The 15,657-nt window shown below is 64.2% G+C and carries 13 protein-coding genes and 1 pseudogene; 5 read left to right on the plus strand and 9 right to left on the minus strand.

Translation table 11 applies throughout. The features are described from left to right. The first annotated feature begins 61 nt into the window (after window positions 1-61). On the plus strand, window positions 62-640 hold the full coding sequence (locus tag AB0F86_RS11805; protein WP_181700550.1) for a Uma2 family endonuclease: 579 nt from the start codon (window positions 62-64) through the stop codon (window positions 638-640). A gap of 329 nt (window positions 641-969) precedes the next feature. Here the strand turns inward: AB0F86_RS11805 and AB0F86_RS11810 are convergent, their stop codons facing one another. After that, on the minus strand, window positions 970-1,611 hold the full coding sequence (locus AB0F86_RS11810; RefSeq protein ID WP_181700548.1) for a TetR/AcrR family transcriptional regulator C-terminal domain-containing protein: 642 nt from the start codon (window positions 1,609-1,611) through the stop codon (window positions 970-972). An 84-nt stretch (window positions 1,612-1,695) separates the two neighbouring features. Here AB0F86_RS11810 and AB0F86_RS11815 point away from each other — a divergent pair, with 84 nt between their 5' ends. The 3 genes and pseudogenes from AB0F86_RS11815 to AB0F86_RS11825 form a co-directional block, all read left to right on the plus strand. Then, a complete protein-coding gene (locus tag AB0F86_RS11815) occupies window positions 1,696-2,703 on the plus strand; it encodes an NAD(P)-dependent alcohol dehydrogenase (RefSeq protein ID WP_356985901.1) in 1,008 nt (335 codons plus the stop codon). A 108-nt stretch (window positions 2,704-2,811) separates the two neighbouring features. Further along, on the plus strand, window positions 2,812-3,468 hold the full coding sequence (locus AB0F86_RS11820; RefSeq protein ID WP_356985900.1) for a DUF433 domain-containing protein: 657 nt from the start codon (window positions 2,812-2,814) through the stop codon (window positions 3,466-3,468). Then, window positions 3,389-3,649 (plus strand): annotated as a pseudogene (locus AB0F86_RS11825) (hypothetical protein); the annotation flags it as partial. The gene AB0F86_RS11820 and the pseudogene AB0F86_RS11825, both read left to right, overlap by 80 nt. Before the next feature lie 208 nt (window positions 3,650-3,857). On the opposite strand, the gene AB0F86_RS11830 reads toward AB0F86_RS11825, so the two are convergent. The 5 genes from AB0F86_RS11830 to AB0F86_RS11850 form a co-directional block, all read right to left on the minus strand. Beyond that, on the minus strand, window positions 3,858-4,049 hold the full coding sequence (locus tag AB0F86_RS11830) for a helix-turn-helix transcriptional regulator (RefSeq protein WP_357171670.1): 192 nt from the start codon (window positions 4,047-4,049) through the stop codon (window positions 3,858-3,860). A 496-nt stretch (window positions 4,050-4,545) separates the two neighbouring features. Continuing rightward, window positions 4,546-5,034, minus strand: a complete 489-nt coding sequence (locus AB0F86_RS11835) for a hypothetical protein (RefSeq protein WP_356985898.1) — start codon at window positions 5,032-5,034, stop codon at window positions 4,546-4,548. A gap of 3 nt (window positions 5,035-5,037) precedes the next feature. Continuing rightward, entirely contained in the window at window positions 5,038-10,491 is a 5,454-nt protein-coding gene (locus tag AB0F86_RS11840) for a putative T7SS-secreted protein (protein ID WP_356985897.1), read from the minus strand. A 2-nt stretch (window positions 10,492-10,493) separates the two neighbouring features. Continuing rightward, complete coding sequence (locus AB0F86_RS11845; RefSeq protein ID WP_356985896.1) at window positions 10,494-11,114, minus strand: hypothetical protein; 621 nt, start codon at window positions 11,112-11,114, stop codon at window positions 10,494-10,496. Further along, window positions 11,114-11,515, minus strand: coding sequence for a hypothetical protein (locus AB0F86_RS11850; protein WP_255494974.1), 402 nt, complete (start codon window positions 11,513-11,515; stop codon window positions 11,114-11,116). The genes AB0F86_RS11845 and AB0F86_RS11850 overlap by 1 nt, the downstream gene beginning before the upstream one ends. Window positions 11,516-11,729: 214 nt before the next feature. Between AB0F86_RS11850 and AB0F86_RS11855 the strand changes: the two genes are divergently transcribed. After that, window positions 11,730-11,897 carry a hypothetical protein gene (locus AB0F86_RS11855; RefSeq protein ID WP_225278618.1) on the plus strand — a complete coding sequence of 56 codons (168 nt, stop codon included), beginning with the start codon at window positions 11,730-11,732 and terminating at the stop codon, window positions 11,895-11,897. A gap of 9 nt (window positions 11,898-11,906) precedes the next feature. On the opposite strand, the gene AB0F86_RS11860 is transcribed toward AB0F86_RS11855, so the two are convergent. Genes AB0F86_RS11860 through AB0F86_RS11870 form a run of 3 tightly spaced genes read right to left on the minus strand, consistent with a single transcriptional unit; the run spans window position 11,907 to window position 15,390 of the window. Next, complete coding sequence (locus AB0F86_RS11860; RefSeq protein ID WP_356985895.1) at window positions 11,907-14,045, minus strand: 5-oxoprolinase/urea amidolyase family protein; 2,139 nt, start codon at window positions 14,043-14,045, stop codon at window positions 11,907-11,909. Further along, window positions 14,042-14,659, minus strand: a complete 618-nt coding sequence (locus AB0F86_RS11865) for an urea amidolyase associated protein UAAP2 (RefSeq protein WP_225278620.1) — start codon at window positions 14,657-14,659, stop codon at window positions 14,042-14,044. Before AB0F86_RS11865 ends, AB0F86_RS11860 begins: the two co-directional genes overlap by 4 nt. Next, window positions 14,656-15,390: a DUF1989 domain-containing protein gene (locus AB0F86_RS11870; protein ID WP_356985923.1), complete on the minus strand. Its 735-nt coding sequence runs from the start codon at window positions 15,388-15,390 to the stop codon at window positions 14,656-14,658. The genes AB0F86_RS11865 and AB0F86_RS11870 overlap by 4 nt, the downstream gene beginning before the upstream one ends. Window positions 15,391-15,657 lie beyond the last annotated feature (267 nt).

The raw sequence follows: 15,657 nt of genomic DNA on the forward strand, positions 1-15,657 counted from the left end.
AGACTCGAATCGGCCGACGCGGGCGGCGCGCGGTGCATTCGACGAGGTCGGAGGTGTTTATATGGCGATGCCTGTGCCGCGCTCCGATCATTGGACCGCCGCTGATCTCGATCAGTTGCCCGATGACGGTTTGCGATATGAGGTGCTGAATGGTCAGCTCGTCGTGAATGCCGCCCCGAAGCCTATGCATCAGTGGTTGATCAAGCGGCTCACGCAGGTGTTCGACGCGGTTGTTCCCGATGACCGGTTGGTGCTGGACGGCGTCGGCGTGCTCATCGGTGACGACGAGCCGATTCCCGATCTGATGGTGGTCACGGGTCCGATCGATTGGCACGGTCGTGGTGTACCGGTCGGGCAGGTCGAACTCGCCGTCGAAGTGGTGTCGAAGTCGACGACATTGCAGGATCGGATGGTGAAGCCGGTGTTGTACGCACAGGCAGGCATCCCCACGTACTGGCGTTTCGAGATCAACCCGTTCAAGAGTCGCCTCGCCGACGAACGATTGCCGGTGCTGTTCGCGTATTCGCTCGGCGCCGATGGCGAATACACACTGACCCACCGCGCATCCGCGGGTGCCCCGGTGACAGTGCGAGTGCCCTTCGAGGTCACCTTCGACCCTGGTGCATTGCTGCCGCACTAGCCAGCGCGGTTGCTTCGCCTGGTCGAAGCTTGATTCCTGCCACCCATACATGGGGTGGCCGTCTCGAGTGACGTGTCGAAGAACGGATGAAATGGTTCTGTTAGACGCCGGCAGCGACCGTATGAGCGGTCGCGTGTGGGGGATGCTGCCGGTCTCGGTGCGCTGCACTCACCGAGTGATCCGCGGTTGCATGTGCTGCGGTTGACGCCGTGGCGGGTCCAGGCCATTCGAACCGTGGACCTGCGCAGCAGGATTTGGAAGCCGACCGAAACCACTGTCACCCAGTGAATTCAGTGGTCCACCCCGGCGATCGTCGGCGGGCCGGGTGGTCAGCGACGGAGCAAGCCGGCGAGTCCTTCCAGTAGCAGATTCAAGCCGAAAGTGAAATCAGCGGTCCCCGAATGCTCTCCGTCGATGACCAGCGAGGCGAGAGTGTGCATGTGTGGATGGGTATCGGTGGGGATGAGCGGAAGGAACTCTTCTGCGGACGAGGCGTATTCGGAGGGGTCGAGTGGGAAATTGATGGCTTGGAGAGTGAAGCCGTAGATGTGGCTGTCGAGAGCGTTCCAGGCCCGGTCGGCTTGTTCGTAGGTGAAGCCCGCGGCGATCAGGCAGGCCAGGGTCGCTTCGACATAACGCAGCATCGCGGGGCCGACATTCACCCGGGTGCCCAGCAGGCCGGTGGCCCATCGGTGCCGGAGCAGGACCTCGTGGGCCGAAATCGCGCGGCGGCGTAGTTCTTCCTGCCAGTCACCGCCCGCTTCGGGCACGTAGATCTCCTCGACCACCAGGTCGATGAGCCCGTCGAGGATGTCTTCCTTGTGGGCGACATGGTTGTACAGCGACATGGCTTCGACGCCGAGAGCCTTGGCCAGCTTGCGCATCGACAGCGCGTCGAGACTCTCCGCATCGGCCAGGGCGATCGCCGCCCGCAGGATCCGTTCCCTGCTCAGCGGGGTACGTGGCGGCATGTTTTCCTCCTTGACCTACTTACGGCGTAAGCGTAGCGTCTGAGGTCAGCGACTTACGCTGTAAGTGCGAAGGAGGGGCCGCTCATGACCGATGTGGATACCGACCGGATGACGGCATGGGTGGCACCGCGCTACGGCGGTAGTGAGGTTTTGTGCACGGAGATCGTGCCCAGGCCGGTGCCCGGCGAGGGGGAGGTGGTTGTCCGGGTGCAGGCGGCGTCGCTGTGCAGCGGCGACTTGCATTTGCTCAGTGGTACACCATATTTGATCCGGCTCGGGTTCGGCTTTCGTAGACCGAAGCATCGGATGATCGGCCAGAATCTCGCCGGCGAGGTAGTCGCCGTCGGTTCCGGGGTTACTGGATTCCAGGTAGGGGATCGGGTTTTCGGTGAAGTGCCCGGTGGTGCGTTCGCCGAATACGTCCGCGCCGCTGCCCACGCGTTCGCCCTGGTACCCGACGGCCTGGATATGGAAACAGCGGCCGCGATCCCGGATTCGGGCATGACCGCGCTCCAAGGATTACGCGATATCGGCAAGATCGCGCCGGGGCACCGGGTGCTCGTCAACGGCGCGTCCGGCGGTGTGGGAACCTTCGCGGTGCAGATAGCGAAAGCGCTCGGTGCCCACGTGACCGCCGTCTGCAGCACCCGCCACATCGAGATGGTCCACGAAATCGGCGCCGACACCGTCATCGACTACACCACAACCGATTTCACCGCCACCGGCGAGGTCTACGACATCATCTTCGACCTCGCGGGCAACCGGAAACTCCGCGACTGCCGCCGCGCCCTCACCCCGGAAGGTGTCTTCATCTCCTCGGCAGGCGCACCGGGCGGAAACTGGTTCGGCCCGATCCGCTGGCTGGGCTCGGTCCTCATCGCCAACCTCTTCACCCGCCAAACCCTCAAACCCCTCCTTATGCGCCCCGCGACAGCAGACCTGCAATACCTCGCCGAACTAGCGACCACCGGAGCCCTGCGCCCCGTGATTCAGCGCCGCTTACCTCTGTCGGAGGCCGCAGCCGCGATCAGCCTTTTCGCCGAAGGACACGCCTCTGGGAAGACATTGCTGACCGGGTGGCCTGTCCGATGACCCCCGTGTCCTCACCGTCGGTCGGCGCGCTCGCCTGAGCGTGTCGGCAGATCATCTGCTATCAATCGTCGTAGTGACATACTCAGACGAGGTCGAGGAGGTGTGCCGATGGTCGATGTGTTCACCGATGCGCTGTTCACCCCGGCTGATGTGGCGCGCCAGCTCGTGATCCCCAGGAGCACCGTGTACTCGTGGCTCTCTAAGGACGCCGATGGTCACCCCTTGGTCCACCGGGTGCAGCCGGAAAGACGTGGTCGAGCCAGCGTGCCGTTCATAGCGATGGTCGAGGCTTACGTGCTGCGCGCACTGCGCACCGAACTACGTTTCAGCACGCCCCGGATCCAGGCCGCGGTGTCGGCGCTGCGAGCAGAATTCGACACCGAGTACGCCCTGGCGAGTAAGCGGATCGCTACCGACGGTATCGACCTTTTCGTCGAATACAGTGACGGCGAATTCGCCCGCGTGCACGATCGGCAGATACCGGTGCGCGAGTTCATCAGCGACTATCTGCGCTACATCGACTGGGGCGAGGCCGGGTACGCCACCCGCCTGCATCTACCGCGCTTTCCTGCGGCCGCGCCCGTGGTAATAGATCCACAGTTCAACTGGGGTAGCCCGGTTCTCGAACGGACAAAAGTCCCGGTCAGCGCAATCATCGACCTCTTCAAGGCCGGAGAGCCCATCAATGTCGTCGCGGGGGAATACGAGCTCGACGAACAAGAAGTCCAATCCATTGTCCGAGCCGAACTACCAGCAGCCGCCTGAATTCTTCCTCGATCGGGGACTCGGTAAAGGGGTTGCCGCAGGTCTGATCGAACTCGGGTGGCACATCCACCGGATCGTCGACCACTTCCCCAATGATGCTCAGGAGACGACGGACGAGACCTGGATCGAGTTCGGCCTGACGCGGGCCTGGGTTCCGCTCTGCAAGGACGGAAGAATCAAAGGTCGCGCGGTTGAGCGCGCCCCGCTCGAAAAGCACGCTGCGGTGATGTTCTACCTGGACAACCAGCAACTGACGATCAGCGCCATGATCGAGCGGGTGCACAGTGCTCGATCAGCCATCCATCACGCCATCCGGCGCGGTGGCCCAGCTGCCTATGCCGTGACAGCTCGGGCCACGAAGGTCATCTCGAGAGCCTCGGCGAGGCGGTTCAACATTGCGATCGTTGGTGTACCGCCGCCACCTCGATGCGCGACAGTGAAGGCTGAGGGATGCCCGCACGGCGTGCGACCTCGGTCTGGGTCAGCCCCCAATTCGAGGCGCCGAGCGCGCACTGCTTCGGCCAGTTCGTAGGCACGGCGCGCATCCTCGTAGGCGCGCCGCATTTCGTCCGAGAGCCCATCGGTGTCGTTTCGGCGCAACTTCCCGCGACGATGTGAAATAGTCATTTCACATCCTCCTGCCGTAAACGTGCTCGACGTGGTCATGATCGGGACCGCCCGCCTGGCACAGCTTTCGGCCAACACTTCTGGCCACGGCGCAGGGGACGCGTGGCTGGTTGGACCGTGGCGAAGGTGTGCACTCCCGGCCGTCACGGTGCGTACGTGCGAGGCGTACGGCGTGCCTGAAAGTCACACCAAGAGTTCATGTGTCGCAAAGCACCTCCTCGAGGTTACCTACGTCCAGAAGTCCCTCGAGTTCGCGCACATCGGAAACCGGGATGCTCAAAGTGTCACCCTGGGCAAGCAATCCGGGAAAATTTCGACCGGTCCACTCGATCAACGAGTAGTCGACTTGGGTATTAAGAAGTTCTGCAGACTGTTCCATTCTCTTGGGTGCAGGGGCGTTGGTTTCGCTAGGCTTAGTTAGTGCAAATCTGCGAATCGCAGTGCACGGTTCTAGGTGTCCTCGCTAGATGGCCGCAGCCTAATTGCTACCATGGTTCTCGCCTTGGAAACTCCAACGGAGACTGGGCCGCATATCAGCCATTCGTCTACATCGGAATTCTGAACAGCAATAATGGTGAACTCATCTGTTCTCGTAATTCCAACGTCGGCCGTTATATACTTCGGCAATACCGACGCGGTATCGACGGATTCCTCCGCCCATGGGCTGAGGTCGATAATAGGTGCCGAGTTTAGATGATCATTTGCATTCCTGTCTGTTATCGTCGCTTCTGCGGTAGGAAGTTCGAGTGCAATAAATTGATATATCGCACCATTTGACGAATCGATCTTTATCTCGAACTCGCCGCCCCTCTTGCCGGATATGCGTAGGTACCGCATACCTCTGGGCTGTTCGATATCCCATGCCATTTTTATTGGGATCCACTCGTCAGAGTAGTCGAATGCGGTTCGGCATGCTGCTCGACCCTTCACTGTGATCATTCCTCAGCCTCCTCTGAACAGTGCATGGAATACTACTGGCAGCCCTCCCTCGAAGCGTGGTTGACCAAACTTGAGTTCCCAACCGCCTGAGGTCAACAGCCTATCGAACGGCACGCCGTCACGCGTGGCCTCGGTTAGGGCGGCACGAAGGCTGGACAGTTGACCTTGAGTCGCAAGATCGACGTCAGCGCGCGTAGCGCCGCGCTCAGCGATTGCACGTAGGTACTCAGCCATGTGTTCAGTCGCGTTTCCATTTACCCAGACCGATGTGCCACCTGCGTCCATCTCAAACGACCTAGGAAGTTCACTTCCGGGGTAGTTTGGCTGCGTGGGTCTGATGGAGTCCCAGACGGTTCCAGTGCAGGAGTCGGGCATTAGACCCAGCGGATCGGACCAACGAGTCGGATTCGAAGGGTATGTGTAATTGTTGCTGTTCGGCGAGAGCCCAACTGGATCGGGAGTAAGGAACCGACCTGTTCGAGGGTCATATATTCGGTGCGTATTATGGTGCAGTCCCGATTCGTTATCAAAATACTGGCCGGGAAGCCGCAAAGGTATCGAACAAGGTGCCTGCCAATCCGACTGGCCCCACAGGCTGTTGTTCGCGGACGAAGTGACTATTCCGGAACGGTAGTCTACGAGCTCCCCTGGTGCGCCATTCGGAAGCGAAATGATCGCTACTGGTGAAGTAATCGAAGAAGAGTGTTGAACGATCGGTAGGAATGACTCTGGCAGGTAGTGCCAATTTACACGTTCGGGCGCCCGCAATTCTTCAGCAAGGTTTGAGCCGTCCCATGTAAAAGAGCATGATTCGAGCTCCTTGCCGTCTCTATCTAACCGCGCCTTGGATACTCGGCGGCCATTTGCATCGTAGGAGTAGCGCCACCAGTGAAAATCTGGTGTGTAGACGTCGGTGAGTTGATCGAAGGCGTTGTAGCGGTAGTGCCAGACGGCCGGTTTTCGGGAGATTCGGGTGGTTACTTTGCGGATGAGGCGGCCGGCGGGGTCGTAGTAGTAGTGGTTGCGGCCGTCTCGGACGAGGAGGTTGTTGTGGTATTCGCGGCCTTCCATTCGCTGGGGGGCGGATGGCTCGGCGGGGTCGGAGGAAGGGGCGGGGAGGCTGGCGGTGATGTTGGAGAGGGGGTCGTATTCGTAGGCTTCGGTGAGGGTGTTGTTGCGGGTGATGGTGTTGACTCGGCCGAGGGGGTCGAGGGTGTAGGTGGCGTGGGTGGGGGTGGTGTCGGGGCGGGTGGTGGTGTGGTGGGTGAGGTAGCCGTCGGGGCGGTAGGTGTAGTCGTCGCGGCGGATGGTGAAGGGGGCGGGGCGGTTTGTTGTCGAGGGGCCGAAGTCGCCGAGGTCGAGGGTGAATTCTTCGGCGGGGAAGCCGGTGACTTGTTGGGTGGCGATATTGCCGGTGGGGGTGAAGGTTCGGTCGATTTGGACTTCGCCCACGCGCCAGCCGGTGAGACGGCCTGCGGGGTCGTGGTTGAACGAGATTTCGGTGTCGTCGGCGTGGAGGGCGGTGACCTGGCCGAGGGTGTTGTGGCGCCAGGTGGTGACGGAGCCGGTGGGAGTGGTGCGGCGGATGCGGCGGCCGCGGTGGTCGTAGTCGTTGACCAGCGGTGGTTGGTCGTCGAGTTGTTGAGTGGCGACCTGACCGGTCGGGGTGTAGGTGAATCGAAGTGTGTGGGTGACGGTTTCGTCGGTGCCGTTGACGGCGGTGAGGACGCGGCCCGCGGGGTCGTGGGTGTAGGAGAGGAATTCGCCGGTGTCGGCGGTGATAGACGTCAGGTTGCCGAGGATGTCGTAGCGGTGGTGGCGGGTGACGCCGGTGGCGGGCGTGACCGTCGCGACGCGACCGGTGATGGTGTGGGTGTATGTGGTGGTGGCGCCGGTGTAGTCGGTTTCGGCGATCAGCCGGCCCGCGAGGTCGTATTCGTAGGTCCAGCGTTGGCCGAGCGGGTTGATGACGGCGATGAGCTGGCGTTCGGTGTTGTAGAGGTAGCGTGTGGTCGAGCCGTCGGGATCGGTGCGGGTGGAGACTTTGTCGAAGCCGCCGTAGGTGTAGCGAGTGACGCCGCCGTTGCGGTCGGTGTGGGTGAGGAGATTGTTCTCGCCGTCGTAGGTCCAGGTTTCGGCGAAGCCGTCGGGGTCGATCCGCCGGGCGGGGCGACCCGAGGCGGTCCATTCGTAGTGGGTGGTCTGCCCCAACGGGTCGGTGACCCGGACGGGTCGGCCGAAGGTGTCGCGGCGGATTTCCGTGGTCGCGCCGTACGGGTCGGTGACGGTGATCGGCAAGCCTGCGGCGTCGACTTCTATCCGGGTGACAGCGCCGTCCGGATCGCGGACTTCGCTGACCGCACCACAGGGATGGTGGGCGTATTCGGTGCGTGCGCCTGCGGCATCGGTGACGGCGACGAGATTGCCCGCCTTGTCCCACTCTCGATGCACGGTTGTGCCGTCGGGCTGGGTTATGGCGGTGGGACGGTTGGCGTAGGCGTATTCGACGGTGATGTCGGTGCCGTCCGGGCGGACGATTCTGGCTACGTCGCCGTCGGCCGTGTACTCGTAGCGGGTGATCGCACCGTCGGGTTCGGTGACCTTCAGTGGTTTACGGGCGGTGTTGTAGTCGATATGACGGCGCCCGCCGTCGGCAGCGCGGAAGTCTCGCAGGCGTAGGTCGTTGTCGAATCCGTAGCCTGTGACGCCTCCACGTGAGTCGGTGAGCCGGGTGAGACGACCCGTGCCGTCACCGAGTTCGAGGTATTCGTAATCCGCGTTGAACACACCGTCGGCGCCGCGCTGGGTGATGACGCGGCCTGCGTCGTCGTAGATGTTGACGACCCAGCTGCCGTTGGAGTCCGTCCACGACAGCATGCGGTGGTGTTCGTCGTAGGTGTAGCGGATGGTTCCGCCGACTCCGTTGGTTTCCGCAGTCAGTTCACCGTTGTCATAGCCAAATTCGCGTACACGGGTGAACGTTTCGATCCCGTCGACTTCGCCCGCCACGGTGATCGAGTTGATGCGACCGTTGGCTGTATCCAGAAGTACTCGGTAGCCACCGGAGGAGGTGACCTCGGTCGGGTCTCCATTACTGTTGTAGTGGAATCTGACTCGGTTGTGGTGACGGTCGGTGATCGCGGAGATCGCGAAATTGCCGAGGAGCGTATCGATGCCGCCGAGCACGGGCTCGGGAGCGAAATGCCACACCAGTTCCCGATCCGGATCCCACAACCGATAGCCACCGGCTTCGGTGCGAGTGAGTTTCCAGCGTTGACCACCGGTGATCGGTTCGACACCGACACCGACCTCGGCATGCGGGTAAGGCAACAACATGCCGTCTTCGAATACGACCGTGACGCAATCCTCTTCGACGACCACCCGCATGTCCAAGGTGGCCGACCAAGAAGGGCCGAACCAGCGGCCGAAGCGGTAGTTGGAATGGTGGGCGCGTTTCAACACCAACCGAAGGACGCCGGGCAGATCGAGGTCGGTAAGTGGAAGGAGGAATTCGCCGGTCGCGGGGTTGACCGGGTCTCCGACCTTGGGCGTTTGTTCGTCGGTACTGTTGCTGGCCGGTCCGTCCTCTTGCGCGGTGTTACCCGCGCTGGGCTCACCGGCACCGCCATTGTCCTGGTCTGAACGAACTCTCGGATCGGTGTTGTTGTTCTGCTGGTCTGTTGTGTCGCTGTGACTACCCGGGTCTGTGTCTCCGGATGAGTCGCCGTCGGGGTGACCGGGGCGGTTGGCCTCCGGTGCCCTGTCACCGTCCTGGTCGGTCGCGTCGCCGTTGGTGGGCGTGGAATCGCCGTCCGGTGACGCGGCGGGCGCGGATTCGGGGTCCGGCGCCGAACCCTCGGAATCGGGAGTTGGTTTTCCCGAAAGGGATTCGTCGGTGGTGTTGGTGTTCGGTGCCCCGTTTTCGGAGGAATCGTTGTCCGGTGACGCCGAGGCCGGGGATTCCGGCTTCCCGCTCTCGGGGCCATTGTTGTCGGGTGTGGAATCGCCGGTGAGGGTCGACGGGTTGTCAGCGGGGTTCGCCACAGCAGGCTCGCCCGATTGCCCGTCGGGGTTGGTGGGGGCCGGGTCGCCCGCTTGCGCGGCTGGGTTGGTCGGTGGCGCATCCGGAGAGGTGCCTGCCGGGTTCGCGGCGGGAGCTTCGGGCGTGGCGGGCGGGTTGGCTGCCGGTGGATCGCCGACAGTGGCCGCGGGGTTCGTTGCCGGTGCGGAGGGATTGTCCGGGGGATCGGCAACCGACTGGGCAGGTGCGGATGGCGCCTCGGGTGCGTTCCGCCCGCCTGCGCCGGCGGCGTTGTCGAGGACATTGCGTGCGGTGTTGCCCGCGTCAGCCACATCGGTGACCCGGTTCACGGTGCTGGCCGTCAGCTTCGCGGCGCCGCCGGCGCCACCCGTCGCGAGGGTCGTCAGGGCATCGCCGGTGAGGGCTCCCAACGCCTCGGTCGGATTCGCCTTGAACCCGGCGAGCATCGCGGAGGCAGTCGCTTTCGGGTCTGCGGCCGCGAGGATCATCCCCGTGCTCATGTCCGACATCTTGGACATGTACTCGGCGGGGTGCGTCGCGTTGTACAGATCCAACGGATTGATCGACCGCACGAATTGCACCAGGCCGGTCAGCGAGGTCAGCAGCCCGGTCGTGATATTTGCCTGAGCGTGCTCCATCATCGCGCCGAGGTCTTCGAAATTGCTTCCCCAACGAGACAGGAAAGGCGGCTCTTGCGGCGCGGTCTCCGTGGCGGCGGTAATCGCCGTGACGGCGGTGTTCGCCGCATTATCCCGTTGTGTACGAGCGGCGTTGAGAATTGAACGTGCCTCGTCGCGCATCGCGGTCCACGTATCGGTCAGGCTCTTGTCCTTGCGATCCTCGTCGGACTTGGCGTTCCACTCGTTTTTCCGATCGCGTTCCTCGTTGTCGGCGGCTTGCCATTTCGCGATCGCCTCGGCGGCTTTGGTCTGTGCGGCCTCGACCTCGTGCACCCAGGCATCCAGGGCGCCCTTGGCCTTGCCCATCGCATCTGCGCCGTCCCACCACAGCTTCGGCTGCTTGGCGAATTCCTCGTGGAATGCCGTGGACGCGTCACCGGTCCAGTCGGAGACATCGATCTTTCGGAGAGCGTCACCGGTTTGGTCTATCGCCGTACCGATCTGACCGAGTTGTTCGGCAACCTCTCGGATCTTGGCAGGCTCACCGCGGATCAGCTCTTTCGGATCGGTGGTTTCGCCGAGCTCCTTCTCCGGCACCGCGCCACCGGTAGCGTCGACGATCTTGTCGCCCGCGTCGTCGAGCCACTGCGACAACCCGTCCGCACCAACTGCTTTCGCCGCGCCAGACCACGTGTCCAACGCAGAGTTGTAGGCCTGACCGACCTTTTCGGTGGCGGACTCGAGACCCTCTTCGATGGAGTCACCGAGATCATTGATGAAATCGCCGATACCCATTGCTACTGCCCCCCGGCGGATTGCTTTGCTTGCTGAATTTCCGCGACCTTGGCCGCGACACCGGTATCCGGCAGGAACATGCTGCCCAAACCGCTCTGATCAGGCGTGTCACTGGACACCAGGTACTCGCCCACCTGCCCCAACGTCGAGACGTTGTCACCCATATGCGAGAACGCTTTGCCGAAAGAATCCGCGCTGTAGTCGGCTTGGGTGGCGAGATTCCAGGTGTTGTTCGACAACACCTCGCCCCAGTCCATCGCCTCGATCTCCGCTTTGCTCAGATGCGGATTACCCGCGAGGTGGGTGAACATCTGCTTGAACGAGGTAGAGACCTGGTCGTCGATCAGGTGGTAACGACCTGCGGACAAGTCGAGAATTTCGGCGATGGCGTTACCCGACTGCACCAACGCCCGTACACCCCACGACCAGCGTTCGGCGAACGTTTCGAAGGAGGCTTGTACATTCGCCTTACCTGCCTCCATCGCCGACATCGTCAGCTCCGCGAACCCGCGACCGGCCGCGGCGGTCTCCTCGATACCGAGTTCTTTGAGCTCGCTGATGATGGTGTTGATTCCGTTCGCGGCCTGGGTGAGCAGGGCCGGATCGACATTCAGATCCGACATCAGCGACGCCCACCATCGGCCGCTGGTTCCTCCGTCACGACCGGCGGGAATACCATCGGCGCCGCACCCGACATGTCGACTGCCACACCGGTCGGCTCCTGCTGCCCCTCGGCGAACTCACGCAGACGTCGACCGAGGAAGGTGTGGAACCGGTACTCCTGATCCGCGACCACACCGCGGGCACTCATGAACCGCGCGTACTCCGGCACGCCCGTGAATGCGCACAACCACGCAACCCCGCCGGACTCCATCGTGAAGACCCGGTCTTCGGGGCCGAACAGGGGCACCAGCAGCGTCGACGCGTCGAACGCCGCCGTCAGTGCGTTCGGCACGCCGAATCCAGCGTAGAAGGCGGCGATCTCCGAACGCAGGCGCGCTGAATCGACCTCGACCATCGTCATGTCCGCTCCCGATCTCCCCTCGGACAAATCAGGCACCCACGGTAGCGAACGAACGGCGCCGCCTCCACCGTGCCGTCAGTCACCGGCGTCGGCTACAAGTGACTCGACCGCCTGGTCACCCGCCCCCGCATCCTCCGCGATGCGACCGATCTGTCAGCGACATCGACAACGGAGTCTGCCGACGTATCCTGAACGTAAGGACCCGGGAGGGACGATGACCAGCAAGCCTGCCGAACAATCCGACCCGCGAGCACGGTGGCGCCATCTGCCCGCTGAGCCCGAGCGGCTGATCGAGGAAACCGCCACCGACATCAAAGCGACCGATCACGGGTTTCCTGCCATCGACGTCACCGAGGATTTCGTCCGCAAGTACGGGCTCTGAACCGGAACCTCAGTCGGAGAGTTCGCCTGTGGTGCGCCAGGATTGGCGTTCGGCGTCGAACGCCTCGGCCTGGGCGGACCGGAATGTCGCGATCGAGTCGGCGTTGTCGGCCAGAAAGCGCCGGTAGTCGGCGAGGCGGAATTCTCCGTCCTGCGCGGTGATCGCCACCTTCCCCGCAGCGAAGTCGGCGCGCAGGTCGAGCAACTCGTCCGCTTCCACGGGATGCCAGCGGATGCGGTCGAAATACCGGAGCAGCCATGGTGTTTCGGCATCCTCGGCGAACCGGTCGACGCCGGGTCCGGCCGTACGGGACGGTCTTGCCCGGTGGTTCCAAACCTGCGTGGTTCGGCCGACGAACTGGTAGCCGCCGGGCCCTTCCATGCCGTAGATGCACAGGTAGGCGCCGCCGATGCCGACGGCGTTTTCGGGGGTCCAGGTGCGGGCGGGGTTGTATTTGGTGGTGACGAGGCGGTGGCGGGGGTCGGTGGGGGTGGCGACAGGGGCGCCGAGGTAGACGTCGCCAAGGCCGAGCACCAGGTACTCGGCGTCGAAGACGGTGCGGTACACGTCGTCGACGGAGGCGAGTCCGTTCATCCGGCGGATGAACTCGATGTTCCACGGGCACCAGGGGGCGTCGGCGCGGACACCGTGCATGTAGCGGGTGATCGCTTCGCGGGTGGCCGGGTCGTCCCAGGAGAGTGGGAGGTGGACGGTGCGGCTGGGGACGACTAGCTGATCCGAATTCGGGAGTTGCGCTTCGGCTTCGGCGAGCAGGTCGAGGAGCATCGGGATGGAAAGCAGGGCTGGGTCGACGCGGATCTGCAGCGAGCGGATGCCGGGGGTGAGTTCGAGGACACCGCGGGCGCCGAGGGCGATGAGGTGCTGATGCAGGGCGTGTACGCGGGCCCGTAGGCCGAGATCGAGGGTGAGGGTGCCGTATTCGACGAGGACGCCGTCGTCGCCCTGGCGGCGGTAGGTCACGCTGGTCTCGTCGTCGGCTTCGGTGCGGCGCAGGACGCCGTCGTCGCCGTCGCATCCCGCCGAGACAATCGTGCCCATCGACGCGCGCCGCAGCGGTCCCAATGACCGTGCGGGAGCGGCGTGCTCGGAGCGAATCGCCACGAAACGAACGGTGTCGCCCGGTGTGAGCTGGCCGAGTTTCCAGCGGTCGGCGGCGACCACAGTCACCGGGCAGACGAAACCGCCGAGGCTCGGTCCGTCGGGTCCGAGGAGGATGGGGGTGTCGCCGGTGAAGTCGAGCGCGCCGATCGAGTAGGCGTTGTCGTGGATGTTCGACGGGTGCAGCCCCGCTTCGCCGCCGTCGGTGCGCGCCCACTCCGGTTTCGGGCCGATCAGGCGTACGCCGGTGCGGTCGGAGTTGAAGTGCACCTCGTAGTCGGTGCCGAGAATGGTGTCGAAGTCCTTGCGGGTGAAGAACTCCGGTGCGCCGTGCGGACCTTCGGTGACGGCCAGTTCCCAGCGCCTGCCGAAGGCGGGGATGTCGGTCATGGGGACGGCGGGGGCGAGGCGGGTCGTCGGCTCGCCCAGCACGAGGGAATCGTCGGTGCGCAGGGCTGCCCCGGTGCCACCGCCGAACTTGCCGAGGGCGAACGTCGCCGCGCTACCGAGGAACTGCTCGACCTGGATACCACCGGAAACCAGCACATAGGTGCGCATGCCGGGCCCACGGATCGCCCCGATGTCGAGCACGCCACCGGCGGGCACCTCGACCGCGCGCCATTGCTCGACCGGACGACCGTCCACCCGCACCTCGGCGACCGCTCCGGTGACACACACCCACGTCGCCGCACCGAACCGCAACGCGGGCCCACCGAGCGTGCATTCCAGCCCGGCCGCCCCCTCGGCGTTGCCGAGCACCCGGTTACCGAGCCGGAACGAGAGGTCGTCCATCGGCCCAGAGGGCGGAACCCCGATGTGCCAGTAGCCGATTCGCCCGGGCCAGTCCTGCACGGTGGTCTGCATTCCGGGCCGGACGACCTCGATCCGTCGCTGGACGGACGGCTCCTGGTCTGCGGTGTCGGTGTCCGACGCCGACTTCGCGACCTGGACGGCATCGGCACCCGTGGTCGGAAAGATGGCTTCGGCCGGGGCCGCGGTGACACTGGAATCTGTGAGGGTGCGGCTCATCGGGTCACCACCATGCGGACGGGCGTGGGGTCGAAACCGTTGCACGGATTGTTGATCTGGGGACAGTTGGAAACCAGGACCAAGGTGTCGATCTCCGCGCGCAAGGTCACCTTCTTGCCCGGCGCCGACAGCCCGTCGACGATGCCGAGCGTGCCGTCCGCCTCCACCGGCACGTTCATGAACCAGTTGATGTTGGACACCAGATCCCGCTTGCCCAAACCCCATTCGAGGGCGGCGGTGAGGAAGTTCTCCACACAGGCGTGCTGGTGGCGGGTGTGGTGGCCGTAGCGGAGGGTGTTGGATTCCTGGGAGCAGGCGCCCGCGATGGTGTCGTGGTTACCGACCTCGTCGGCGACCACGGTCATCAGCGCGGTGCCACGTTCGGTGCGCAGCACACTGCCGGTGGCGAGGAAGATATTGCGCTGGGCGGCGATGGTGGCCTGGGCGCTGTAGCGGTCGGTGTGGTCGGCAGCCGAGTACAGCAGGCAGTCGACGGCCTGGTTGCCGTGCAGGTCGATGATCTCGAGTCGTTCGCCCGCCCGGACGATCGCCGACCACGGCGCCTGCGCCGGAACAGTTTCGTCCAGGACGACGGTGCGGGTGGTCGTTGTCATGCCGGAATCTCCGTGTGTTGTGCGGCCGCCCACGCGGCCTCGGTGTTCTCCACGGCCCGGCGGTACTCCGGGTCGTCGTTGGGTACATCGAAAGTGCCTGCGGGCCAGGCGATCAGATCTAGGTCGCCGGTGGGGCGCTCGTCGAGCGGGTGGGCCGCATTGGCGACCAGCAGGGTCACCGGAAGATGCACGAACAGGTCGATCGCCCCGCCCGCCGGACCGTTGCCGGTCGCCGCGAGGGCACCGTCGGCCCCCACCCGAACCCCACGGAACAAGGCGATCGACGGTCCGACATCGCGCGGCTCGAGCCCCTGCTTGGCCGCGGCCAGATGCAGTTGGTGGCGGGCTTCGCCGGACGGACCGCACAGGGTGTCGTGGTGCCCGGAGGTGTCGGTGAGCACGGTGGCCAGCACGCGCCCCTGATCCGACAACAGCGGGTGACCGGCACTCAGATACGCCTGCCACGGGACCTTCACGGTGTCGGCGACATTCAGGCGCTCCCAAGGCGATTCGGCGCGCAGCAGGAACAGATGCGCACACGCGGCTCCGGAGGGGTCGGACAAGCGGACCCTGGTTCCGCGGCCGAGGACGACATTCGCATAGCCGCCGGACGGAATACGCAGCGCCAGAGTCGGTTCGACACCCGGCGGTATCACCGGACGGGCAATCGTGGCCGCCGCAGCCTGGGCCCGCGCGTGGGCCCGCGCGCCGTCGGTGGATCCGGTCGCTATCGCGACTTCCTCGGTATGGGCGGGTGTGGGCGTGGTGTCCTGAGCCCGCGCGGCGTCTGCGGATGGGGTAGCCGTCATCAGGATCTCCTCGGTACATGCAGGCCGAGACTTCTCGGCAAACGATTGATCGACTGGGTGATTCGTTGACCTCTGCACCGCAGCGACCGGATTGTGGCGGGTGCCAGGCAATCCCGGGCTGAGATGCTGGTCGGTTGATCACCACGCTCTGGTGGCGTTTGCGTCACGGGCGATGCCGCCACCGGAGCG

Origin of the sequence: Nocardia sp. NPDC023733, from assembly GCF_040639775.1 — a bacterium.
GTDB classification, from domain to species: Bacteria; Actinomycetota; Actinomycetes; order Mycobacteriales; family Mycobacteriaceae; genus Nocardia; species Nocardia rosealba.